Source organism: Nonomuraea sp. B1E8 (genome assembly GCF_039871515.1).
Lineage (GTDB): Bacteria > Actinomycetota > Actinomycetes > Streptosporangiales > Streptosporangiaceae > Nonomuraea.
This window is the reverse complement of sequence record NZ_JBDPLS010000015.1, coordinates 63882-85782: the sequence shown is the minus strand read 5'-3', so window position 1 is coordinate 85782 and position 21901 is coordinate 63882. Positions and strand designations below refer to the sequence as shown.

The following is a 21901-nucleotide window of genomic DNA, read 5'->3' as shown; positions in this document are numbered from 1 at the left end:
GGCGCCCGACAGCAAGGACGGGCGTGCCCGTCAGGTGCCCTCGAATGTGGGGCGTTCCTTGGCGAGGAAGGCCCTGGTGGCGTTCTGGTGGTCGCGGGTGGCGGCGCACGCGTCCTGCAGGTCGGCCTCCAGCGCCAGCGAGTCGGGCAGCGCGTGCGTCGCGGCGTAGGCCAGCGCCCGCTTGGTGGCGGCGTACGCCACGGTCGGGCCCTGAGCCAGCGACCCGGCGAGCTCCCGCGCGGTCTTCAACACGTCGTCCGGGGGGACCACGCGCGTGACCAGCCCCAGCTCCAGCGCGCGGGCCGCGTCGACGGGCTCGCCGAGCAACATCAGCTCGGCGGCCCTGCCCCGGCCGACCAGCCGCTGCAGCGTCCACGACGCGCCCGAGTCGGGCGCCAGCCCGATGCCCGCGAACGCCAGCGCGAACTTGGCCCTGTCGGACGCCACCCGCAGGTCGCAGGCGAAGGCCAGGGACGCGCCCGCGCCCGCCGCGACGCCGTTGACGGCGGCCACCACCGGCTTGCCCATGGTGGTGATGAGCTCCACGATCGGGTTGTAGTGCTCGCGTACGGTGTCGGCCAGGCCGCGGCCCGCCTCCAGGTTGCCGGCGTGCTCGTGCAGGTCCTGGCCCGCGCAGAAGGCCCGCCCCGAGCCGGTGAGCAGGACGGCCCTGACCGCGGGGTCGGCCGCCGCCCGGCGCAGGGCGTCGAGGAGGGCCTGCTTGGTCTCGGCGGTCAGCGAGTTCATCGCGTCGGGACGGTCGAGGGTGATGGTGGCGACGGCGTCGGCCACGTCATAGCGGATCAAAGCAACTCCCTGTCGACGAACGCGGCGGCTGCGGGCAGCAGCCGGGTGGCTTCCTGCTCGAAGTAGAGCCTGGCCTTCTCGCCCGGCCAGCCGGCGGGCAGCAGTTCGGGCGGCAGCCCCGGGTCGCGGAACAGGAAGTTGCGCCAGCCGTGCACGAGCCTGCTCCTGGTGGCGAACACCTGGTCGGCCGGTGCCCCCTCAGGGAGCCCGCTGATCAGCGTGTCAGCCTCGGCCAGCCAATGCTCGTATGCCTCGCCGATGGCGGCCAGATCCCACGCCCTGGCGACGAGCTCGCGGGGGTCGCCCTCCAGGGCCGAGTCGAACCTGTCGGCCCGCACGCCCTCGCTCTCGAGCAGGTTGTCCAGCTCGATCGACGAGCGTGGGCCGATCCAGGCCGTCTCCGACAGCGCGGCGTAGCCCAGGAACGTCAGATCGGCGCGGAGCCGCTCCCTGCGAGGGCGGTCCTTGACCGGTCCGAAGACGATCAGATGCCACCTGCCGTGCCAGATCAGCGTTCCGGCTCGGTAAATTCTCAGTGCCGCCTCATCCAGGCGCCTGACGCACTTCGGCGTCAGCCCGTAGCCGGGGCCCTGAGGGAGCCTGACCGGTTGCAGCCAGCCCTGCCGGACCATGCGCGAAACCGCCGTACGCACGGCGGGAGCGGCGATCTCCAGGGGTTTCATAAGCCGGACGAGAGCGGCCACGGTGGCCTGCCCACCGCGCGAGCGCAGGTGGTCTCCATAGAGGTCGAACAGAGCGGCGCGAGCGTGCACGAAGTCCAGTTTGGACGCGATCGCCGACCTCGACAACGCATTCTGGGAGGAGATCGTTACCCATGAGCGCTCTCGATGCGGGAGAATAGGACATCACAGAAGACGTGAATGCGCCGACCACCCCCGATGGGCGGTCGGAAATCGCGGGCCGCGGGAGCCCAAGGCAGGAAGGGAAACACGCATGGCGGCGATGAAGCCGCGGACCGGCGATGGTCCGCTCGAGGTCACCAAGGAAGGGCGCGGCATTGTCATGCGGGTCCCCCTGGAAGGTGGCGGCCGGCTCGTCGTGGAGATTTCCGCCGACGAGGCCAAGGCGCTCGGCGAGGCGTTGAAGAACGTCGTCGGCTGAGCGCTCCCGAGAGACACCTTTTGGTTCTACGACCCTGGCGATAATCCGGCGCCAGGGTCGCTGACGTTCGAGGAGAGATTCCGTGCCCATTGAGACCACTGCGTCGGTGGTCGCCGAGGTTTCCGACGATCCCGAGCTGCTGGCCGTCCCCTACACCTCTGACCTCACCCCAGCGCACGCGGTCGAGCTGCACCTGCCCGTGACCGACCTGCTGGCACACTACGAGGCCAAGGGGGAGGCTGGAGAGGTTGTCGAGGTCCCGGTGGCACGGGGCGGCGGCGTGGGCCGCGTGCTGCTCTACGGCGTCGGCGACGGCTCCCCGCGCGCGCTGCGCCGGGCCGGTGCGGCGCTGACGCGCAGGGTCAAGGGCAAGGACACGCTGACCGTGGTGACGCCCGGCGGCGACGAGGCGGCCTTCGCTGAGGCGGCGCTGCTGGCGGCGTACTCGTACAAGATCGGCAAGGTGGGCAAGCCGGCCGTGCGGACGCTCGCGTTCGCGGGGGCGGACGAGGCTCAGGTGCGCCGCGCGCAGGTGGTCGCCCAGGCGGTGGCGCTCGCCCGCGACCTGGCCAACACGCCGTCCTCGGTGAAGAACCCCGCCTGGCTCGCCGAGCGGGCCGCCGAGAGCGGCCTGCCGGTCAAGGTGTGGGACGAAGAGCGCCTCCAGGCCGAGGGCTTCGGCGGCATCCTCGCCGTGGGCCGCGGCTCGGCCAGCCCGCCCCGGCTCATCCAGCTCTCCTACACGCCCGAGCGGCCGGCCGACCGGCACGTGGTGCTGGTGGGCAAGGGCATCACGTTCGACTCCGGCGGGTTGTCGCTGAAGCCGACGGACAACATGAAGACCCAGAAGACCGACATGGCGGGCGGAGCGACCGTGATCGCCGTGCTCGGCGCGCTGGCCAGGCTGGGCGCGCCGGTGCGGGTCACCGGGCTGGTCGCGGCCGCCGAGAACATGCCGTCCGGTACGGCGCAGCGGCCCAGCGACGTCATCAAGCACTACGGCGGCCGCACCGTCGAGGTGCTCAACACCGATGCCGAGGGGCGCCTGGTGCTGGCCGACGCGCTCGCCTACGCCGACGCCGTCCTCGACCCCGACGCGGTGGTCGACGTCGCCACGCTCACCGGGGCGATCACGGTCGCGCTCGGGCGCAACGTGGGCGCCGTCTACTCCACCGACGACGCGCTGGCCAAGCAGCTCGTCGACGCCGGTCAGAGCGCGGACGACCGGCTCTGGCGGATGCCGCTGATCGAGGACTACGTGCCCGCGCTGAAGTCGCCGATCGCCGATCTCAGCAACGTCGAGTCGGGGTCGAGGTTCGGTGCCGGGTCGATCACGGCGGCGTTGTTCCTGCGGGAGTTCGCGGGGCAGCGGCCGTGGGCGCACCTCGACATCGCCGGCGTCGGTCGCAGCACGGTCGACGAGGGCACGCTGAGCAAGGGTGCCACGGGGTTCGGCGTGCGCGTGCTCCTGGAGTGGCTCACGCGCACCTGACGGGCGTCAGCCGGCGATCTTGATGGCGGCGAGCAGGCCGTCGCCCAGCGGCATCAGCACCGAGCGGAGCCGGTCGTCCGACTGCACCAGCTTGCCCACCTCGCGCAGCGTCACCGTCTCGGGGTCACGCTGCGCCGGGTCGGCCACCCGGTTGTGCCACAACATGTTGTCGAAGGCCACGATGCCGCCCACGCGCAGCAGCCGGACCGCCTCGGAGAGGTAGTCGGCGTATTCGTGCTTGGCGCCGTCGGCGAACACCATGTCGTAGCCGCCGTCCGACAGCCGTGGCAGCACGTCGAGCGCCCGGCCCGAGATGAGCCGCACCCGCCCGCCGGAGAAGCCCGCCTCGGCGAACGCCTGCCGGGCCAGCCGCTGGTGCTCGGGCTCGACGTCGACACTCGTCAGCGTGCCGTCCGTGCGCATGCCGCGCAGCAGCCACAGACCGGAGACGCCGCAGCCCGTGCCGATCTCGACGACGGACTTGGCGTTGACCGCGGTGGCCAGGAAGCACAAAGCCGCCCCGCCACCGGGAAGGATGGGCGTGGCCCCCATCTCCAGCCCGCGCTGCCGCGCAGCGTGCACGATCTCATCCTCATGATGGAACTGCTCCGCATAGGCCAGAGTGGCCTCCACCGGAGTGGTCATCGGCCGCCTCCCCCCACTTTCGTGCGATTGTCGCAAAAGGTCATACACGTGATTGGTGTCGATCGCAGCCTATGGGAGACACGCCGGGACGGGAACTCAGGAGGGACCTGAGGCGTTGCAGGTTTAAACGGGCTTTGCCGGTCCGGAAGGCAGGCAGTGCGCACGAAGGGACGAAACCAGGCACTATGGCGGTAGCGGTGGTCCCAGAGAGAGGAGTTCTGGTGGACGAAAGCGACCACCAGACAGATGCTCCGGTGTCGTCTGACTGGACTCCTCCCACGTGGGAGGAAGTGGTGCGGACCCACTCCGCACGGGTATATCGGCTGGCGTACCGGCTGACCGGCAATGTCCACGACGCGGAAGACCTGACCCAGGAGGTCTTCGTCCGGGTCTTCAGATCGTTGTCGAGCTACACCCCCGGCACCTTCGAGGGATGGCTGCACCGGATCACGACCAACCTGTTCCTCGACATGGCGCGGCGCAAGCAGCGCATCAGGTTCGAGGGGCTGGCCGACGACGCCGCCGAGCGGCTGCGCGGTCGTGAGCCGTCTCCTGCCCAGGCGCTCGACGACGCTCATCTGGAGCCCGACATCCAGGCCGCCCTCGACGCGCTCGCCCCGGAGTTCCGGGCCGCGATCGTGCTCTGCGACATCGAGGGCCTGTCCTACGAAGAGATCGCGGCCACGCTCGGCGTCAAGCTGGGCACGGTCCGAAGCCGGATTCACCGTGGCCGGGCGCAGTTGCGGGAGGCACTCGACCATCGAGCCCCCCGTAATTCTCAACTCCCCCCGACCGTGACCCGTGGGGAGGAAAACTGATATGGCTCATCTTGGAGAACGCGTATCCGCGCTTGTCGACGGGGAGCTCAACCACACCGAACGCGAGCGCGCGCTTGCCCATCTGACCTTCTGTGCTGACTGCCGGCGAGAGGTCGAGTCGATGCGGGCGCTGAAGTCGCGCCTGCGCTCGCTCGACGATCCCGCGATGCCGGCCGACCTGACGATGTCCCTGCTCCGGATGGCGGAGCCGGGAGGGCCGCTGCCCCCGAGGGAGCGCCCTTTCCCCACCCGCACCTTCGGCGGGGTGCCCATCCCTGGGCCGCACAGCATCGCGCCTCTCGACAACCGCCCGCGCCGGGACGCCGCTGGTGGGGCCACGGGCCCTGGGCGCGGTGGTAGGCGGCGCACGACCTACGTGGCGGTCGGGGTGGTCTCCGCGGCCGTCGCGCTCGGCACGTTCTTCGCAGCCACCGGCGTGGGCCAGAGCAACCCCGCGCCCCCGGTCGAGCTCTTCCAGCGGCCCGATCGCAACTCGCCGACGAGTGCTCCCCCCACCGCCACACCTTGAGATCGCACCATGCCTGGGATACTTGGGGTGGCGTAGTCAACGACGCGCGGGGCATACGATCTGGGTTCGGGATTTGTCACAGGCGATTCCTGACAAATGCTTTATGACCCTCGTATGCCGCGAGAGCGAGGATTGCGGTGGCCGAGCCAAGGAGTGGTGAGACTTAGATGACCGACGAGACGCGCCCCAACGAAGGACGCACGACGTCGGACTACCCCGAGCCACAGGGGCGGCCGGACTTTCTGCCCGCGGATGACGCGTCCGAGCACGAAGGCAAGCGGCCCGAGCCGCCCGCCTCGTTCGGCACCTCCTGGGGCGACCCGTCGGGCCGTTCCGAACGTTCCGGCGCGCCACCGTACGACAGCCGCCCGTCCGGCGGCTCTCCCACCGGCGGCGGGGCCGCGCCGGACACTTCCGGGCCGCGGCCCGGTGCACCCTCGTTCGGCCCGCCCGACCCGGGCACCCGCTCCCATGACGATCCGCCGTCCGAGCCGGGCGTGCGCCCCTACGGCGGCCCGCCGTCCGATCGGGACTCACGCTTCCATGACGGTCCGTTCTCCGGGCTCGCCGAGAGCGGCACGCAGGAAAATCCCGCCTTCGGCCGTCCTGACGGCGGTGAGGGCGGCTACGACCGTCCCGATGGCGGCACGCAGGAGAACCTCGCGTTCGGCCGCCCTGACAGCGGCACGCGGGTGTACGAAGCCCCGCTCTTCGGCGGCCCGCCATCCTACGGAGGCGCGCCCCCGCCGCCTCCGCGCCAGGCACTCGGCATGGGCGCGGGCTGGGCGCCGCCGCCCTCGGGCGCGCACAGCCACGGGAGCAGGCCGCGCCGCATCCCGAGCACCGGCTTTCTCATCTCGACCGCCGTCGTCATCGCCCTGATGGCCTCCCTGCTCGGCAGCGTCGGCACCTACCTGCTCACCAAGCCGGCCAGCGACAACGACCCCGGCTACAGCCTGGGCCCGGTGCCGACCGGCGCCACCGACCGGGCCCCCGACTCGGTGGCGGGCGTGGCGGCCCGGGTGCTGCCGAGCGTGGTCTCCATCGAGGCCGGCAACGGCACGGCCACCGAAGGCGCCTCGGGATCCGGCTTCGTGATCAAGAACGGTTACGTGGTGACCAACAACCACGTGGTCTCCCCGGCCGCCAAGGGCGGAGAGATCAGGATCATGTTCAACAACCGCAAGACCACCTCGGCCCGCATCGTCGGCCGCGACCCCGGCTCCGACCTGGCCGTGATCAAGCCCGAGGACACGTTCGGCACGCCCGAGATCACCCTCGGCAACTCCGACCAGGTCGTGGTCGGCGACCCCGTGATCGCCGTCGGCTCCCCGCTGGGCCTTACCGGCACGGTGACGACCGGCATCGTCAGCTCGCTCAACCGCCCGGTCATCGCGGGCGACGACACCGGCGCCAGTTCCGAGGAGCCCGCCTACATCAGCGCGATCCAGACCGACGCCGCCATCAACCCCGGCAACTCCGGCGGACCGCTCGTCAACGGCCGCGGCGAGGTCGTCGGGGTCAATTCGGCGATCGCCACCCTCAGCCGCTCGCTGAACAGCCAGAGCGGCAGCATCGGCTTGGGCTTCGCGATCCCCGTCAACCAGACGCGGCGGGTGGCAGAAGAGCTGATCGCCACCGGCAAGGCCAAGCGTCCCAAGATCGGCATCCTCCTCGACCGCGACTACAAGGGCCAGGGCGTACGCATCGCCTCCGAGCCGGTCGGCGGCCAGCAGCCGGTCGACGCCGACGGGCCCGCCGGCAAGGCCGGGCTCAAGGCGGGTGACGTCATCCTGGAGATCGACGGGCTCGCGCTGCAGGACGGCAACGAGCTGATCGCGCTCATCCGCAGCAAGGCGCCCGGCTCCACGATCAACATCAAGTTCCAGCGCGCCGGCCAGGAGCAGAGCGCCACGCTGACCGTGGAGGCCGACGACCAGCCCGCCCCGACCCCGTCCTGAGGGCGTTCCGTCGTCGGTAGATCGGCTGCTCCTCCGCAGCAGCCGATCGCTCCTCCCTTTACGGCACAGCCGACGGAGCCCCACCCGCCGTCGTGCGTGACCGGCCTTCCAGGGTGACGCTCACCGGCTTCCCCGCCGCGCCGCCGTAACGAACCGGGCTCGGCCGTCCGCGTGGTGACAAGGCACCCGGGTCCGCGTGCGGGGATTCGTGGGCGGCGGCTCGGCTGTTCGTGCGGTGTGCGGGCGTTCCAGGCCACGGGTGACGGTCCGTGGGCAGGTGGGGGACCGGGCGGCTGGGCGTGGAAGCGGATCGGGCGGCTGGGCACGGGATTCGCAGCAGAAATGACCATGGGGGCGGCGACCGACCTACGCCGGAGAGCCCTTAGTCTGTGGATAGGCCGGGGTTGTCCTCGGAGAGGTTGGACTGCGGTAGGAGCTCACGGTGTTCGGACTCGGGTGGGGGGAATTCGCGGCGCTGATCGTTATCGCGCTGCTCGTCTTCGGCCCCGACAAACTGCCTCAGGCCGCCTCGCAGGCGGGACGGACGCTGCGAAACCTGCGGCGCATGGCCACCAACGCGCGCGACGACCTGCGTGCCGGGCTGGGCCCGGAGTTCTCGAACTTCGACCCCGCCGACCTCAACCCGCGCACGTTCGTCCGCAAGCATCTCCTCGACGACATCGAGGACGACTGGAACAACAAGCCGCGCGAGCTGGAATCGGTCACCACGGCCCCCGCCACGCCCGACCCGGTGGACGAGCTGGGCTACGGCGAACTTCCCCCGTACGACTCCGAGGCCACCTGACCGAGTCGATTGACGCCCGCCCTTGTGACAGGCCACCCGATTGAGCCGGGTAACGTCCGGCTGTCCCCAAGCGCCCCGCCTGACGATGACGTTCGCGTCCCTGCTTGAGCGGCGAGTGGCGCGCCTTCAGTGGTGAAGCCGGCGACCCTTGCTGATAGTTGCCAAGGTTATAGTATTCGAGTTTACTATCTGCCATGGATCTCAAGCGGGAGAAGGTGCCGTCGACCGGCTGGCTGATCTGGCAGGTGGCGTTGCGCTGCAGGACCGCGCTCGATCGAGCGCTGGCCCCGTTGGGGCTGACCAACGCGCAGTACGGCCTGCTGGCGGCCCTGTGTGAGCTGTCCCGCAGCGGGGCGCCCCCTTCCCAGCGTCAGCTCGCCGAGTTCGCCGGCCTGGAACCGATGTACGTCTCCAAGCTCGCCCGCACGCTGGAACAGGCCGGGCTCATCGAGCGCCGGGACGACCCCGACGACACCAGGGCCGTCCGGCTCACCCTCACCGGCTCCGGAGCCGAGCTCGTCGCGGCCGCCCGCCAGAAGGTCGTGGCCCTCGACGAACGCATCCTCGCTCCGTTCGGCGGGAGATCCAGTGACGATACCGCCCACCTGCATGGCCGGCTGCTGACCCTGCTTCACCACCTCGACCAGGAGAAGCCGTCATGAGGATCGTGGTTCTGGGCGCGTCCAGCCGCACCGGGCTGTGCCTGCTGACAGAGGCGCGGCGGCGCGGTCACCACGTCGTCGCGTTCACCCGCCGGCCTGACGCGCTGGCCGGTGTCGCGGCCCCGGCGGAGATCGTGCACAACGACGGCCGCGACCTGGACACAGTGCGTGCCGCCCTGACCGGCGCCGACGCGGTGATCTCCCTGCTGCCCGGAGGAGGCCGCCGCGACCCCCACCTGGCGGCCGAGTCGGCCCGCGTCCTCACCACCGCCATGGCCGACGCCGGTGTCCGCCGGCTGGTCGTCGTCAGCGCCTATCCGATCGTGGGCGTGCGGCCCCGCGTGCCGATCTGGATCCTCCGCCGCGTCCTGGCCACGCCGTACGCTGACGTGTCGCGGATGGAGCGGATCGTCTCCGCAGCCGACCTCGACTGGACCATCGCCCGCCTGAACCGGCTCGTCGACAGGCCTGCGACCGGCGCCATCACCACCAGCACCGGCCTGCTGGCGAAGCCTCGCCCGCACAGCCGCGCCGACACCGCCGCCACCCTCCTCGACCTCGCCGAGGTCCCCGAGACCGCCCGATCCGCGCTCAACGTCAGCGGCTCCTGAGCCCACGCGCGGGCCGGGCGGCGGGGCCGGGGGTCAGCCGCGGGGTGCGAGGCCGAGCTGGAGGCCCTTGAGGCTTGAGGAGCGCTTGCTCAGGGCGCCGGCGATCGAGCGCAGCTCCGCGGCGGCCGGCGAGTCGGGGTCTGTCAGGACCAGGGGCTTGCCCTCGTCGCCGCCCTCGCGCAGCCGCAGGTCGATCGGCACCTGGCCGAGCAGCGGCACCCTGGCGCCGAGGATGCGGGTCAGCGCGTCGGCGACTGTCTGGCCACCGCCCTCGCCGAACACCGCGATGCGCTCGTCGCAGTGGGGGCACGGCAGCCAGGCCATGTTCTCGATGACGCCGGCGATCTGCTGGTGTGTCTGCGCGGCGATGGAGCCGGCGCGCTCGGCCACCTCGGCGGCGGCCATCTGGGGCGTCGTCACGACCAGGATCTCCGCCGAGGGCAGCCGCTGCGCCACCGAGATGGCGATGTCGCCGGTGCCCGGGGGCAGGTCGAGCAGGAGCACGTCGAGGTCGCCCCAGTAGACGTCGGCGAGGAACTGGTGCAGGGCCCGGTCGAGCATCGGCCCGCGCCACACCACCGCGGTGTTGCCCTCCGGCTTGAACATGCCGACCGAGATGACCTTGATGTCGTGGGCCACCGGCGGCATGATCATGTCTTCGACCTTGGTGGGCTTCTCGGCGGCGCCCAGCATGCGGGGCACGCTGTGGCCGTAGATGTCGGCGTCGACGATGCCGACCTTGAGGCCGCTGGCGGCCATGGAGGCGGCCAGGTTGACGGTGACGGACGACTTGCCGACCCCGCCCTTGCCGCTGGCCACCGCGAAGACGCGGGTCAGCGAGCCTGGCTGGTTGAAGGGGATCTCCTTCTCCGGGCCCCGGTCGCCTCTCAGCTTGGTCTGCAGGGCCTTGCGCTGCTCGGTGCTCATCACGTCGAGCTCGAGTTGCACGTCTGTCACGCCGTCGAGCTTGCTGACGGCGTTCTTCACGTCGCGGCGGATGGTGTCCTTCATCGGACAGCCGGCCACGGTGAGGTAGACGCCGACGCGCACCGCGCCGCCGGAAGCGATCTCGATGCTCTTGACCATGCCGAGGTCCGTGATCGGGCGGCGGATCTCGGGGTCGATGACGGTGGCGAGAGCGGCCGTCACGTTTTCCTGGGTTAGTGCCATCGAAGTCTCGGCACGAGGGAGTGCCGTCCCTCCTTTGTCGGTATATGTGTGACAGGCGCTGGACGCCAGTGAGGATGCCCCTCCATCGTATGAACCGAAGGCCTCGCTGGGTTAATCCGAGCTGTTAGATGTTCGTGCAACAACGTCCTAAGGTTACTCCGTGTCTCTTCTGCGCCACGAAGGCCTCACTGCCGACGAGCTGGCGGTCTGGCGGATGTTGCAGCGGGCCCAGGTGCGCATCACCCGTCACCTGGAGGCGGAGCTGCTGGTCGCCCACGACCTGCCGCTGGCGTCGTACGACGTGCTCATGCAGCTGGCCGAGGCGCCGGAGCGGCGGTTGCGCATGAACGATCTCGCCGAGCGCGTGCTGCTCTCCCGCAGCGGGCTGACCAGGCTCATCGACCGCCTGCAGCGCGACGGCCTGGTGGCGAGGGAGGCCTGCGCCGACGACGCGCGCGGGTTGTTCGCGGTGCTGACCGAGCGCGGGGAGGTCAGGCTGGCCGAGGCGACGCCGACCTACCTGCGCGGCATCAGGACCCAGTTCCTCGACATGCTGGGCCCTGACGAGATCGGCGAGGTGCGGTCGATGCTCGCCAAGCTCGACATCACCGGCGCTCCCTGAGCTCCTCCAGCAGGCGTCCGAGCTCGGAGCGCAGATAGTCGCGGGTGGCCACCTCGTTCAGGGCCAGGCGGAGCCCGGCGATCTCGCGGGTCAGATATTCGATCTCCGCCTGGTTGCGCTCGGCCGTCTCGCGGTCCTGCTCGTACTGGATGCGGTCGCGGTCGTCCTGGCGGTTCTGGGCCAGCAGGATCAGCGGCGCGGCGTAGCTGGCCTGCAGCGACAACATCAGCGTGAGGAAGATGAACGGGTACGGGTCGAACTTCAGGTGATCGGGCACGGCCACGTTCCAGGTCACCCAGGCCGCCACGAAGACGGTCATGTAGACGATGAACCGGGCGGTGCCCAGGAAACGGGCGATCCGCTCCGACAGCCGCCCGAAGGCCTCGGGGTCGTAGTGCGGCCGCAACGACCGCCGCAGGTCACGGGGCTGGTCGAGGCGTTCAGACGTCATGGTCGGCCCCTTCGCGCCAGTCCTCGGGAAGCAGGTGGTCGAGCACGTCGTCGACGGTCACCGCGCCGACGAGCCGGCCGAGCTCGTCCACGACGGGGGCGGCCACGAGGTTGTAGTTGGCCAGGTAGAAGGTGACCTCGCGCAGGGTGAACTCCGGCTTGATGGGGTCGATCGAGGGGTCGAGCACGCCGCCGAGAATCGTGGACGGCGGCTCGCGCAGCAGCCGCTGGAAGTGCGAGACGCCCAGATAGGTGCCCGTCGGCGTCTCCGTGGGCGGCCTGGTGACGTAGACCTGCGCCGCGACGGCCGGCGTCAGGTCCTGCTGGCGGATGTGGGCGAGGGCCTCGGCCACCGTGGAGGTGGGCGGCAGGATCACCGGCTCGCTGGTCATCACGCCGCCCGCGCTGTCGGCGGGGTAGGTCAGCAGCCGCCGCACCGGGGCGGCCTCTTCCGGCTCCATCAGCGCCAGCAGCCTGGCCGCCTGCTCCTGGGGCAGGTCGTGCAGCAGGTCGGCGGCGTCGTCGGGCGCCATCTCCTCCAGCACGATGGCGGCCCGCTCGGGCTCCAGCGTGCCGAGGATGCCGATCTGGTCGGCGGGCGGGAGCTCCTCCAGCACGTCGGCCAGCCGGTCGTCGTTGAGCGCGCGGGCGATCTCGACGCGGCGCTTGGTCGGCAGCCCGTGCAGCGCGCTGGCCATGTCGGCGGCCCGCAGCGACTCGAACGCGGCGATCAGACCGGCGGCCCCCTGGTCCTTCTGCAGCGTGTCGAACCCGGTCACCTCGGTCCAGTCGACGATCCGCAGGTCGCGCCGGCGGCCCCGGTGGAGCGCGACCTTGGTGATCTCCCACGTGGACGGCTTGACCTCCTCCATGGCCACGTCGTAGACGGTCATCGGCTGGTCGTCGCAGGTCACGGTGAGGTCGAGCATCTCGCCGATGGCCAGCGTCTCCGTGGCCCGCTGCTCGAACCTGCGCATGTTGAGCCGGCCGGTGAAGACCACGGCGCCGGCCTCGATGCGGCGTACGCGGGTGATGGGCAGGAAGACCCGGCGGCGCGGTTGCACCTCGACCACCAGGCCGTGCACGTTGGGCCGGCGGGTGAGGCGCAGGCCCGCCACGACGTCGCGCACCCTGCCGATCTGGTCGCCGGCGGGGTCGAAGACCGGGGTGCCCTGCAGCCGGCCCACGAAGATCTGCACGTGGCCAGGCTAACAGGGCTATCCCGTTGCGCCCCGTACGCCGGACGTGTCAGTATCAAACCCGCTTAACGGTCATTACGCTTCGGATGGTGTGCGATGAGGTATGCGGGGCTGGCGCTCGCGTTCGTGGGCTCGTGGTGTTTCGCGTTCGCCGGGCCGATGGCCAAATATCTCATCGCGGCCGGGCTGGCGCCGATGGAGGCCGTCTGGACGCGGATGGCGGGGGCGGGGCTGCTGCTCGTGGCCGTGCTCGCCGTGGTCAGGCCGCGCGCGCTGCGGATCACCCGGTCGAAACTGCCGTTCTTCGGCCTTTACGCGCTCATGGGCGTGGCGGGCGTGCAGTCCCTGTACTTCGTGGCCATCACCAGGCTGCCGGTGGGGGTCGCGCTGCTGCTGGAGTTCATGGCCCCGGTGATGGTGGTGGCCTGGGTGCGGGTCGTGCGCAGGATCAGGCTCGCCCGGGCCGCGTACGTCGGCGCGGTCGTGGCGGTCGTGGGCCTCGCGATCGTGGTCGAGGCCTGGCAGGGGCTGCGGATCGACGCGCTGGGCCTGCTGCTCGGCCTGCTGGCCGGGGCGTGCTGCGCCGGATATTTCCTGATGTGCGATGGCTTCGGCGACGACATCGACCCGCTGGGCCTGATCGCCTGGGGTCTGCTGGGCGCGGCCGTCCTGCTCATCCCGATCTCGCGGCCCTGGAACATCCCCTGGGAGGCCTTCACGGTCTCCGCCACCCCGGAGGGCGCCGTCACGCTGCCGGTGATCGGGGCCTACCTCTGCATGGCGGTCGTCGCGACCTCGATGGCGTACATCCTGAGTATGTACGCCGTGCGGCGGTTGTCGGCCGCCGTGGGAGCCACGGTCGCGTCCCTCGAGGTCATCGCGGGCGCGGTGGTGGCCTGGGCGCTGGTCGGTGAGACGCTGGGCGTGTTCCAGATCGTGGGAGGGCTGATCGTGCTCTCGGGCGCGCTGCTCGCCCAGACCGCCACCGCATCCGCCCAGCCCCCGGAGGCGCCCGAACCCCAGGTCATCGAGGAACCGGCCGCGGTCACCGCTCCGGGGTGAGGCGCACGACGGTGCACTCGCGGGCCCAGCGCTCGGTGAGGCCCTCGCTGTCGCGGGCGTTGAGCCGCTCCTTCGCCAGCGCCGCCACGGCGTCGCCGGCCGAGGCCTGGTCGACGACCGACACCGCGGCGTCGAACTCCACCAGCCTGGCGCCGTTGTCCTTGCTGCGCAGCGTGACGTGCACCCGGTCGAGCTGGTCGAGACCGGGCAACTGCTGCTCCTCGCCGCCCGTCACCACGTAGATCGCGCCGTCGTGCCAGGAGTGCCAGGCCAGCCGCGGGCGGTCGAGGGTGAGCCAGAGGATGCCCGACTTCTTCGCGCCCTCTTGGATCGCAGGGGTGTTGTCGCTCACAGCTCCGACTGTACGGCCGAGCCGGGGCCGGGGACGAGTACCGTGTGCGCATGCGCTCCCGTCGTTCGGTGCTCGCCGTGCCAGGCAGCAACCCCCGTTTCCTCGACAAGGCCCAGACCCTGCCCGTCGACGAGGTCTTCCTCGACCTGGAGGACTCCGTCGCGCCCCAGGCCAAGGAGGAGGCGCGCAAGAACATCGTGACCGCGCTGCGCGAGGGCGACTGGTCGGGCAAGACGCGGGTGGTCCGGGTCAACGACCTCACCACGCAGTGGACCTACCGCGACGTGATCGAGGTCGTCGAGGGTGCGGGGGAGTTCGTCGACTGCCTGATGTTGCCCAAGGTGCAGGACTCCACCGAGGTCGTCTGGCTCGACACGCTGCTCACCCAGATCGAGAAGGCCATGGGCCACGAGGTGGGCCGCATCGGCATCGAGGCGCAGATCGAGAACGCACGCGGGCTGGTCAACGTCGACGCCATCGCGGGGTCGTCGCGGCGGCTGGAGACGCTGGTCTTCGGCCCGGCCGACTTCATGGCCTCGATCAACATGCGCACGCTCGTCGTCGGCGAGCAGCCGCCCGGCTACGTCGAGGGCGACGCCTACCACTACATCCTCATGCGCCTGCTCATGGCGGCCAGGATGCACGACCTGCAGGTCATCGACGGCCCCTACCTGCAGATCAAGGACGTCGAGGGCTTCGTGAAGGTGGCGCGCAGGGCGGCCGCGCTCGGGTTCGACGGCAAGTGGGTGCTGCATCCCTCCCAGGTCGACGCGGCCAACGAGGTGTTCTCGCCGGCACAGGAGGACTATGACCACGCCGAGCTCATCTTGGAGGCGTACGACTACTACACCACGGTCGAGAGGCGCGGCGCGGTCATGCTGGGCGACGAGATGATCGACGAGGCCTCCCGCAAGATGGCGCTCGTCGTGGTGGCCAAGGGGCGGGCCGCCGGGCTGACCCGTACAACCTCCTTCACACCTTGAAGCCGACGGCGGTGAAGAACCAGAACGACGAGGTCAGCCAGAGCCCGACGAGCACCGTGAACGCCGCCCCGCCGAGCACCGGCAGCGTCCAGCCGGGCGCGCCGCGCCTGGGCAGGGCGAGCATCTTCGCGGTGAACACCCCGTAGAAGAAGCAGCCGAGCAGCGAGTGCACCAGCACCCTGGGCACGTCGTACTGCAGGCCCAGGGCATAGAGGCAGTGGAAGGCGACGGGGATCGTCAGCAGGAACGCGATCCTGCCCGACCAGCGGTGCACGCCGGGCGGGATGGTGACGCCGAGCCTGCCCCACATCGACAGGGCCGAGACCACCTGCACGATCGCCAGGACGAACGCGCCCGTGGTGAGCCAGACCTTCATCGGCAGCGCGGCGGAGAACCCGGCCACGCCGACCGCGAACCCGGTGGGCGTGTGGGCCCGCCCGAAGACGCCGAGCGCGACCACGACCAGCCCTCCGGCGATCAGCGGCCACAGCAGCGGGGTCAGGCTGCGGGAGGGCCGCTGGTGGATGGCGGTCATGACATCTCCTCGATGAAGCCGTCGACGTCCTTGGGGTAGACCGTGGTGTCGTCCACGGTGAGGGGGGTGGTGGGCCGCTCGCCGTCCAGCCGCGGGATGTCGAGCTGCTCCTCGCCGAGGACGGCGGCGCCGACCTGGGTGAAGCCGCCCTGCGGGTTCTTCAGGACGATCCAGCCCGCCCTGAGCTTGGCGCCCCTGACGATCGCGGTGGCGCGGTAGAGGCCCGACGGCTTGACGACCGTGGGCGCGACGAAGCTCCACTTCTCGCCGCCGAGGGCGACCGTGCCCCTGGCCTTGCCCCCTCCCAGCGCGGCCGTGACCTTGGCGCTGCCGAAGCCGGTCAGCGACAGCTCGCCCGCCGACTCCTTGCCCTTGAACCAGGCCTCGGTCCTTCCGTCGCAGAAGTAGCCGATGGCCTTGCCGTTCCTGATCGAGATGGCGATGAGGCCGCCGTTGCCCTTGACGCGCCCGCCGTAGTCGGCCCTGGTGATCTTCTCGGGCTCGGTGCGGGAGGGCGAGGGGGAGGGTTGCGCGGTGTTCGTCGCCGCGGGAGGCGACTCCGTGGTGTTCTCCCGCGCGGGGGTCGTCTCCTCTGCGGAGGGCGCCTCCGCTGCTGTGTTCGCGGCCGTGTTGCCGGCCGTGGGTGCCGCGTTGATGCTGGCGACACCGAGTCCCGCGGCGAGCACCGCGCCCGCCGCGAGGGTGATGACAGGTCCCAGCCTTGACATGGACTGCTCCCAGGGTCGAATGCCTACGACCCCGAGCATCCGCCCAAAAGAGCGCGCCGTCTGTGAACTAATGCGCACCAAGCGGACAGAATGTATGGATGCAGGAAAACCCAGGGTCCCAATTCCCGTACGGCGCGCCGCCGCCGGGCTACCCGTACCCGCCCCAACGTCAGCCCTGGTTCCTGCCGACACCGCGCGGGGCCCGCTACGACCACATGGCCAGGACCGCCGCGTCCCATCCGTGGCGGGCGATCGTCGGGACGCTCATCATCGCCGCGGGCTTCTTCACGCTCGGCCTGGTGGTGGTGTTCGCGGGCATGCTGGTGTCGCTGCTGGCCGGCATCCCGTTCACGATCGAGCCCAGCGGGCAGCTTTCGGGCAACCCGGAGTTCGCTCTGGTGGTCCTGCTGCTGTCGCTCGCGCCGATGATCCTGCTCGTGCTCGGCACGGCGGCGCTCATCCAGCGCCGCCGCCCCGGCACGGTTTCGTCCGTGGCCGGGCGGCTGCGCTGGTCCTGGATGGCGCGCTGCGCGGGGCTGGCGGTCCTGGCGCTGGCGGCCGGCCAGGGCACGCAGCTGCTCGTCATGTCGGCGTCGGGCGAGAGCAGTGAGATGTTCGGCTGGGCTGGTTGGGAGGGCTTCCTGCCGGCGCTGATCGTGATCGTGCTGCTGGTGCCCTTCCAGGCGGCCGCCGAGGAGTACGTCTTCCGCGGCTGGTTCGTGCAGGCGGTGGGCGCGCACGTGCGCAATCCGATCTGGTCGATCCTCATCGGGGCGGCGTTGTTCGCGTCGTTGCACGGGTATCAGCCGGCCGGACTGGTCGACGTGTTCGTGTTCGGGGCGGTGATGGGATGGCTGACGGTGCGGACGGGAGGTCTGGAGGCGGCGATCGGGCTGCACGTCATGAACAACGTGCTCGCCTTCGGGCTGAGCGCGGCGGCCGGCAGCCTGGAGGAGGCCCTCGACCAGCCGAACGTGCCGGTGCCCTGGCAGGCGCTGCTGGGGACCGCGGTGCAGCTGGCGGTTTACGCCGGTGGTGTGTTGTATCTAGCCAAAAAGCGGTCAATAAGCACTGTTTCTGGATAAATCAGGCGCAGGGTGCCGGGAATCTCGCTAGAGAGGTCTCGCTATTCCGGCCGAGTCATGCTGGTCTGGATCCTGTGGGGACGGCGAGGTAGTCGTTTCGACCGTTCCCATGCCCGGACACGACCCGATTGATCGACCCGTACGACACGTTCGACGAGGAGGTACGGCGCGTGGCCTCCGGCCCCAGCGAACCGCCACGGCGACCGCCGGGTGACGACGACCCGCGTTCTGAGGGGGCGTCGGAACCGCAATCTTCTGAAGAGCCCAGGATCAGCCATGCGCCGCCAGGGCCCACCGACGACCGGGCCAGGGGGTTACCGCTGGCATCACCCTGGGACATGCCGCCGTTCGCCGCCCCCGTCCCGGAGGACGAGCCGCAGGAACCGCCCAAGGGACGCCGGCCGTACAGCTCGCCGACGGTGGATTCCGAGGCGGAGCCCGAGGTGGAGCCGCGCCGCCGCCCCCGCCGCATCGTCAACCGTCCCGACAAGCTCGTGGCGGGCGGCCCGCCCCCGGAACCGGAGCCGGATGCCGTCGAGGAGGAGGCGGCGCCGTTCCAGGGCACCCGCATCCCCCCGTACGTCCGGGTCTACCCCGTCGAGGAGCCCCCCGAGACCGAGCCGGCGCCCGAGCCCCGGGAGGAGCACCCGGAGGAGGGCGAGCCGGAGGTGCGGCGCGTCGGACGGCCGCCCGCGGGACGCCCCACGCGCCCCGACCTCCTGGTCGCCACAGGACCGCCCCGCCCGCAGGGGTCGAGCGGCAGGCACCACAGGGGTCCGGCGCCGGCCGCCGTCCGCAGGGCGGGCCCCGTACGCCGCGGCAGCAGGGCGACCCCCATCGTCCTGACCGTGGCCGCGGCGGTCCTGGTGGCCGCCGGCGTGCTCGTGTGGCAGTGGAGCGGCGACGAGGCCCCCGGCCTGCGCCTGGAGGCGGGCACCGGGCGTTCGGGCGACGAGTTGTTCACCGTGCCCGCCGCGGGCGACGGCGTCAACCAGAAGCTCAACGACATGGCCTCGGCGGGCCGGGCGGTGGTGGCGGTCGGCAGCGACACGACGAGCCCCACGCCGCGCCCGCTGTTCCTGTTCTCGCCGGACGGGGGCAGGACCTGGCAGCTCGGGCAGGTGCACGGCGTCTCCTCGCCCACGGTCCAGCGGGTGGTCGGCGGCGACGGGCGGTGGCTGGCCAGCGGCGGCGACGGCCTGGCGGGCGAGCGCGGCCTGTGGACCAGCACCGACGGGTTCAGCTGGACGGCCGTGGAGCAGCCGGGCGGGGCCGCGTTCCGGGCCGGTGACCACATTCACGACATCGCGCGGACGGGCTCGGGGTTCGTCGCGGTGGGGCGTACGACGGGAGAGGACGGCGGTTCCGGGCCCGCGGCCTGGCGCTCGGACGACGGAGCCAGGTGGGAGCGCGTCGAGACCAGAGGGCTGGAAGTACGCGAGATCAGAGCCGTGGTCGCCAGGGGTGACACGGTCGTGGCCATCGGGCAACCCGCGGTCGGCGAGGGATCGCGGGTGCTGCGCTCGGCTGACGGCGGCCGTCACTGGCAGGCGACCGGCTTCCAGCTCCCCGAGGCCGTGCCGCGTACCGGGACGCTGGGCCTGCTGCCCAAGCAGTTCGTCCTGGTGCCGACGCGGCAGCGCACGGTCACGGGTGACGTACGCGTCTACTGCTCGCCGACAGGGGCGCAGTGGAAGCAGTGCGGCACCATCGGCGGCCTGAGCGGCGAGAGCCCCGGCGTGGAGTCGCTGATCTCCCACAAGTCCGGCGTCGCGGCGATCACGCAGGCCGGCCTCGGCAAGTACACGGTGCTGACCAGTACGAACGCCCGCGACTGGGACAAGCGGGCCGACTTCGCGGACCTGCGGGGCGCGACCCTGCGCGGATTCACGATCTCCGACGGCGGCACCCTGTTCGCCGGCGGAGACCAGGCGGCGTCCGACGTCGACAACCAGCTCGTGCTCATGGCCGCGCCCCCGCGCGGCGCGGCGGCGCGGGTCAAGCTCGGCGAGGTCGAGGGCCTGTCGCGGATCGCGCGCGAGACGACCGCGCTGACCAGCTTCTCCGGCAGGTACGTCGCCGTCGGCTCGGCGTCCGGCGACGCCGGCCTGTGGACGATCAAGAACTGGCAGAGCTGGAAGTCGATGAGCCTCGGCGGGCCGGGCAGGCAGTCGCTGGAGGACGTCACGCACGGGGAGCGGGGCTGGCTGGCGGTCGGCGCCACCGAGACGAACGTCGCCGTCACCGACCCCCTCCTCGTCACCTCCGCCGACGGCGAGAGCTGGAAGAGGCTCGACGTCTCCGGCGACCTGGCCCGCGACAAGGACCACCCCTCGCTGACGACGCACGTGGTGACGGCGGGCAAGCAGGGGTACGTCCTGGTGGGCGAGTCCAAGGACCAGGCGGGCGTGTCGAGCACGGCCCTCTGGTTCACCCCTGACCTGCGCACGTTCACCAGGTCGGAGAAGTTGCCGCACGGCGGCTCCGGCGTGCGCGTCCACGACGCGGTCGCCAGCTCCGACGGCTTCGTGGCCGTGGGGGGCTCGGGCGCCGCCGGACAGGAGAACAGCGTCGTGTGGCACTCCGACGACGGCGTCAACTGGACCGCTCGCGACGCGGTGTCCCCACCCGGCGCCACCTCGGCCGGGCTCCGGCGGGTCACGGCGTACCAGGGCAAGCTGGTGGCGATCGGCACGGCGCTGGTGGACGGCGCGCGGCGGGCGTTCGCGGCCGCCTCCGACGACGACGGCGCCACGTGGCGTACGGCCTGGCTGCCCGCGGAGCAGGCGGCGGCGGTCTACGACCTGGCGGCGGCCGATGAGGGCCTGGTGGCGGTCGGCTGGCACGGCGCGCCCGGTGAGGGCGACAGCGCGGCCTGGACCTCGCAGGACGGGTTGTCGTGGAACCGGATGGAGCTGACGAAGGACAGGCTGGCGGGGCAGGGCATGCAGTGGTTGTCGGCGGTGGCGGTCTCGCGTGCCGACGCGTCAGGGGCGGAGGTGGTGGCCCTCGGCCGGTCGACGACGTACAACGCCGACCATCTGATCCTGTGGACCTCCAGCCTGTCCGCCAGCAGGTAGGAGCCGAGACCCGGCGAGTGGGGCGGGCGGCGCCGCGAACCCCTCATCGCCCGGCAGGCGCTTCGGCTAACGGGGCAACACGCCCCAGCCCGTCAGCGTGTCGAGCAGTCCTTCGGTGAGCGGCAGCCGGGCCAGCTCGTCCATGCCGCACCACCGCACGTCCGCGGCGTCGTCACCGGCCGCGGGGGTCCCGCCGGTGACGGCCGCGAGATAGTCGCGGATCACGTACGTGACCCCGCCGGGTCCGGGGCGCTCCACCGTGCCGGCCAGGCGGCCCACCTCCACGTGCAGCCCCGTCTCCTCCAGGACCTCGCGCCGCAGTCCCTCGGTGTCGGTCTCGCCGGGCTCCAGCCTGCCGCCGGGGATGGACCACAGGCCCATGCCGGGCGGATGCCCCCGCTGCACAAGAAGAATTCGGTCAAAGGCGTCAAAAACTATCGCCCCAATACAATTTACGCGCACATGACCAAGATTACGACGAGATAACGAGAACCGCCCTTGACGCAACGCCGCGGAAGGAAGCACCGTGGGTAGCTGTGAGAGCGGCTGCAACGTGCCCACGGTGTTCTGGCCGGCTTCACGAGCCGAGCGCCTGGTCGAGCGCGTATCGATGCGACACGCACGGGGATGTCCTGCCCTATCAGCCTCCATTGCCGCCGACCAGCACGGCGCTGGAGGCGATCCGCAAGAGCTCCGTGGTTCCCGTGTGGCTGCCATGGCCGTTGCCGGCCGGCTGGCTGGTGACCGGTTTCGGCGAGGTGGGCGACCAGCGCACCGGCGGTCGCGCCAGCGTGGTCGCGCTGAGCGGGCCGTCGCTCACGGAAGGGCCTGCCGACCTGCTCATCATCGCGGAGGAGCCGGGCATCGGGCTGGGCGCGGCGTACGCCGGGCTCGACGGCCCCGACCCGGGCTCGGGGTTCGACGCCGGCCCGCCGAACGCCAAGATCCAGGTGCTCGGCCATCCCACCGCCATGTGGTGCGTGAACGGGCAGGCCGACCGTGCCGTCTACGCCGGCGAGGCGCTCGGCAACTGGTTGTGGGCGATCGCCTGGCCGGCCGACGCCGGCTGCCTCATCGCGCTCACCGAGCTGTCGCTGATCGACGCGCGGGATCACGACCTGGATGTCCCTTTCGGCGCGTTCTCTCCGCGGCTCGAGGAGTAGGACGGGCGACGGCGATTCGC

Annotated in this window: 24 protein-coding genes; 14 read left to right on the top strand and 10 right to left on the bottom strand. The window is 71.2% G+C overall.

The window, feature by feature from the left end:
• Window positions 1-30: 30 nt before the first annotated feature.
• Window positions 31-807 carry an enoyl-CoA hydratase-related protein gene (locus tag ABGA98_RS37605; protein WP_347623213.1) on the bottom strand — a complete coding sequence of 259 codons (777 nt, stop codon included), beginning with the start codon at window positions 805-807 and terminating at the stop codon, window positions 31-33.
• On the bottom strand, window positions 804-1580 hold the full coding sequence (locus ABGA98_RS37600; RefSeq protein ID WP_347623212.1) for a PaaX family transcriptional regulator C-terminal domain-containing protein: 777 nt from the start codon (window positions 1578-1580) through the stop codon (window positions 804-806). The genes ABGA98_RS37605 and ABGA98_RS37600 overlap by 4 nt, the downstream gene beginning before the upstream one ends.
• A gap of 181 nt (window positions 1581-1761) precedes the next feature.
• Between ABGA98_RS37600 and ABGA98_RS37595 the strand changes: the two genes are divergently transcribed.
• Together ABGA98_RS37595 and ABGA98_RS37590 are read left to right on the top strand one after the other, a co-directional pair.
• Window positions 1762-1929: a DUF3117 domain-containing protein gene (locus ABGA98_RS37595; protein WP_020545024.1), complete on the top strand. Its 168-nt coding sequence runs from the start codon at window positions 1762-1764 to the stop codon at window positions 1927-1929.
• Window positions 1930-2011: 82 nt separating this feature from the next.
• A complete protein-coding gene (locus ABGA98_RS37590) occupies window positions 2012-3421 on the top strand; it encodes a leucyl aminopeptidase (protein WP_347623211.1) in 1410 nt (469 codons plus the stop codon).
• Window positions 3422-3427: 6 nt separating this feature from the next.
• On the opposite strand, the gene ABGA98_RS37585 is transcribed toward ABGA98_RS37590, so the two are convergent.
• Window positions 3428-4066: an O-methyltransferase gene (locus ABGA98_RS37585; protein WP_347623210.1), complete on the bottom strand. Its 639-nt coding sequence runs from the start codon at window positions 4064-4066 to the stop codon at window positions 3428-3430.
• Window positions 4067-4251: 185 nt separating this feature from the next.
• Here ABGA98_RS37585 and sigE point away from each other — a divergent pair, with 185 nt between their 5' ends.
• The 6 genes from sigE to ABGA98_RS37555 all read left to right on the top strand — a co-directional run bounded on the left by sigE (window position 4252) and on the right by ABGA98_RS37555 (window position 9452).
• Entirely contained in the window at window positions 4252-4884 is a 633-nt protein-coding gene (gene sigE / locus ABGA98_RS37580) for an RNA polymerase sigma factor SigE (RefSeq protein WP_347623209.1), read from the top strand.
• Between the two features lies 1 nt (window position 4885).
• Window positions 4886-5413: a zf-HC2 domain-containing protein gene (locus tag ABGA98_RS37575; protein ID WP_132515090.1), complete on the top strand. Its 528-nt coding sequence runs from the start codon at window positions 4886-4888 to the stop codon at window positions 5411-5413.
• A gap of 167 nt (window positions 5414-5580) precedes the next feature.
• Window positions 5581-7374 (top strand): trypsin-like peptidase domain-containing protein, encoded by a 1794-nt coding sequence (locus ABGA98_RS37570; protein ID WP_347623208.1) that lies wholly within the window; start codon window positions 5581-5583, stop codon window positions 7372-7374.
• Window positions 7375-7816: 442 nt separating this feature from the next.
• Window positions 7817-8179 carry a sec-independent translocase gene (locus ABGA98_RS37565; protein ID WP_347623207.1) on the top strand — a complete coding sequence of 121 codons (363 nt, stop codon included), beginning with the start codon at window positions 7817-7819 and terminating at the stop codon, window positions 8177-8179.
• Between the two features lie 194 nt (window positions 8180-8373).
• Window positions 8374-8841 carry a MarR family transcriptional regulator gene (locus tag ABGA98_RS37560; RefSeq protein ID WP_347623206.1) on the top strand — a complete coding sequence of 156 codons (468 nt, stop codon included), beginning with the start codon at window positions 8374-8376 and terminating at the stop codon, window positions 8839-8841.
• A complete protein-coding gene (locus tag ABGA98_RS37555) occupies window positions 8838-9452 on the top strand; it encodes an NAD(P)H-binding protein (protein WP_347623205.1) in 615 nt (204 codons plus the stop codon). The genes ABGA98_RS37560 and ABGA98_RS37555 overlap by 4 nt, the downstream gene beginning before the upstream one ends.
• A gap of 33 nt (window positions 9453-9485) precedes the next feature.
• Here the strand turns inward: ABGA98_RS37555 and ABGA98_RS37550 are convergent, their stop codons facing one another.
• Entirely contained in the window at window positions 9486-10622 is a 1137-nt protein-coding gene (locus tag ABGA98_RS37550; RefSeq protein WP_347623204.1) for an Mrp/NBP35 family ATP-binding protein, read from the bottom strand.
• A gap of 160 nt (window positions 10623-10782) precedes the next feature.
• Here ABGA98_RS37550 and ABGA98_RS37545 point away from each other — a divergent pair, with 160 nt between their 5' ends.
• Complete coding sequence (locus ABGA98_RS37545; protein ID WP_347623203.1) at window positions 10783-11244, top strand: MarR family transcriptional regulator; 462 nt, start codon at window positions 10783-10785, stop codon at window positions 11242-11244.
• Here the strand turns inward: ABGA98_RS37545 and ABGA98_RS37540 are convergent.
• Window positions 11228-11695: a DUF1003 domain-containing protein gene (locus ABGA98_RS37540; RefSeq protein ID WP_347623202.1), complete on the bottom strand. Its 468-nt coding sequence runs from the start codon at window positions 11693-11695 to the stop codon at window positions 11228-11230. The genes ABGA98_RS37545 and ABGA98_RS37540 overlap by 17 nt on opposite strands.
• Window positions 11685-12893, bottom strand: coding sequence for a CBS domain-containing protein (locus tag ABGA98_RS37535; RefSeq protein ID WP_347623201.1), 1209 nt, complete (start codon window positions 12891-12893; stop codon window positions 11685-11687). The genes ABGA98_RS37540 and ABGA98_RS37535 overlap by 11 nt, the downstream gene beginning before the upstream one ends.
• A 96-nt stretch (window positions 12894-12989) precedes the next feature.
• On the opposite strand from ABGA98_RS37535, the gene ABGA98_RS37530 reads away from it, so the two are divergent.
• The gene (locus ABGA98_RS37530; protein WP_347623200.1) at window positions 12990-13955 is read left to right on the top strand and encodes a DMT family transporter; all 966 of its coding nucleotides are present in this window, start codon (window positions 12990-12992) and stop codon (window positions 13953-13955) included.
• Here the strand turns inward: ABGA98_RS37530 and ABGA98_RS37525 are convergent.
• Window positions 13939-14307: a hypothetical protein gene (locus ABGA98_RS37525; protein WP_347623199.1), complete on the bottom strand. Its 369-nt coding sequence runs from the start codon at window positions 14305-14307 to the stop codon at window positions 13939-13941. The genes ABGA98_RS37530 and ABGA98_RS37525 overlap by 17 nt on opposite strands.
• Before the next feature lie 50 nt (window positions 14308-14357).
• Here ABGA98_RS37525 and ABGA98_RS37520 point away from each other — a divergent pair, with 50 nt between their 5' ends.
• The gene (locus ABGA98_RS37520) at window positions 14358-15290 is read left to right on the top strand and encodes a CoA ester lyase (protein WP_347623198.1); all 933 of its coding nucleotides are present in this window, start codon (window positions 14358-14360) and stop codon (window positions 15288-15290) included.
• Here ABGA98_RS37520 and ABGA98_RS37515 read toward each other — a convergent pair.
• Together ABGA98_RS37515 and ABGA98_RS37510 are read right to left on the bottom strand one after the other, a co-directional pair.
• Entirely contained in the window at window positions 15280-15825 is a 546-nt protein-coding gene (locus ABGA98_RS37515) for a DUF6529 family protein (RefSeq protein WP_347623197.1), read from the bottom strand. The genes ABGA98_RS37520 and ABGA98_RS37515 overlap by 11 nt on opposite strands.
• Complete coding sequence (locus ABGA98_RS37510) at window positions 15822-16553, bottom strand: hypothetical protein (protein ID WP_347623196.1); 732 nt, start codon at window positions 16551-16553, stop codon at window positions 15822-15824. The genes ABGA98_RS37515 and ABGA98_RS37510 overlap by 4 nt, the downstream gene beginning before the upstream one ends.
• Window positions 16554-16651: 98 nt before the next feature.
• Between ABGA98_RS37510 and ABGA98_RS37505 the strand changes: the two genes are divergently transcribed.
• Complete coding sequence (locus ABGA98_RS37505) at window positions 16652-17638, top strand: CPBP family intramembrane glutamic endopeptidase (RefSeq protein ID WP_347623195.1); 987 nt, start codon at window positions 16652-16654, stop codon at window positions 17636-17638.
• 338 nt (window positions 17639-17976) lie between these two features.
• On the top strand, window positions 17977-20718 hold the full coding sequence (locus ABGA98_RS37500; RefSeq protein WP_347623194.1) for a hypothetical protein: 2742 nt from the start codon (window positions 17977-17979) through the stop codon (window positions 20716-20718).
• Between the two features lie 66 nt (window positions 20719-20784).
• Here ABGA98_RS37500 and ABGA98_RS37495 read toward each other — a convergent pair whose 3' ends face one another.
• Complete coding sequence (locus ABGA98_RS37495) at window positions 20785-21180, bottom strand: NUDIX hydrolase (RefSeq protein ID WP_347623193.1); 396 nt, start codon at window positions 21178-21180, stop codon at window positions 20785-20787.
• A gap of 74 nt (window positions 21181-21254) precedes the next feature.
• On the opposite strand from ABGA98_RS37495, the gene ABGA98_RS37490 reads away from it, so the two are divergent.
• Window positions 21255-21881: a DUF6758 family protein gene (locus ABGA98_RS37490; protein ID WP_347623192.1), complete on the top strand. Its 627-nt coding sequence runs from the start codon at window positions 21255-21257 to the stop codon at window positions 21879-21881.
• Window positions 21882-21901 lie beyond the last annotated feature (20 nt).

Bases quoted from the DNA above. Each gene is read 5' to 3' on its own strand.
- ABGA98_RS37595 (WP_020545024.1), top strand. From the start codon at position 1,762: ATGGCGGCGATGAAGCCGCGGACCGGCGATGGTCCGCTCGAGGTCACC.
- ABGA98_RS37585 (WP_347623210.1), bottom strand. From the start codon at position 4,066: ATGACCACTCCGGTGGAGGCCACTCTGGCCTATGCGGAGCAGTTCCAT.
- sigE (WP_347623209.1), top strand. From the start codon at position 4,252: ATGGCGGTAGCGGTGGTCCCAGAGAGAGGAGTTCTGGTGGACGAAAGC.
- ABGA98_RS37575 (WP_132515090.1), top strand. From the start codon at position 4,886: ATGGCTCATCTTGGAGAACGCGTATCCGCGCTTGTCGACGGGGAGCTC.
- ABGA98_RS37570 (WP_347623208.1), top strand. From the start codon at position 5,581: ATGACCGACGAGACGCGCCCCAACGAAGGACGCACGACGTCGGACTAC.
- ABGA98_RS37560 (WP_347623206.1), top strand. From the start codon at position 8,374: ATGGATCTCAAGCGGGAGAAGGTGCCGTCGACCGGCTGGCTGATCTGG.
- ABGA98_RS37555 (WP_347623205.1), top strand. From the start codon at position 8,838: ATGAGGATCGTGGTTCTGGGCGCGTCCAGCCGCACCGGGCTGTGCCTG.
- ABGA98_RS37550 (WP_347623204.1), bottom strand. From the start codon at position 10,622: ATGGCACTAACCCAGGAAAACGTGACGGCCGCTCTCGCCACCGTCATC.
- ABGA98_RS37540 (WP_347623202.1), bottom strand. From the start codon at position 11,695: ATGACGTCTGAACGCCTCGACCAGCCCCGTGACCTGCGGCGGTCGTTG.
- ABGA98_RS37530 (WP_347623200.1), top strand. From the start codon at position 12,990: ATGAGGTATGCGGGGCTGGCGCTCGCGTTCGTGGGCTCGTGGTGTTTC.
- ABGA98_RS37520 (WP_347623198.1), top strand. From the start codon at position 14,358: ATGCGCTCCCGTCGTTCGGTGCTCGCCGTGCCAGGCAGCAACCCCCGT.
- ABGA98_RS37515 (WP_347623197.1), bottom strand. From the start codon at position 15,825: ATGACCGCCATCCACCAGCGGCCCTCCCGCAGCCTGACCCCGCTGCTG.
- ABGA98_RS37510 (WP_347623196.1), bottom strand. From the start codon at position 16,553: ATGTCAAGGCTGGGACCTGTCATCACCCTCGCGGCGGGCGCGGTGCTC.
- ABGA98_RS37505 (WP_347623195.1), top strand. From the start codon at position 16,652: ATGCAGGAAAACCCAGGGTCCCAATTCCCGTACGGCGCGCCGCCGCCG.
- ABGA98_RS37500 (WP_347623194.1), top strand. From the start codon at position 17,977: ATGCCGCCGTTCGCCGCCCCCGTCCCGGAGGACGAGCCGCAGGAACCG.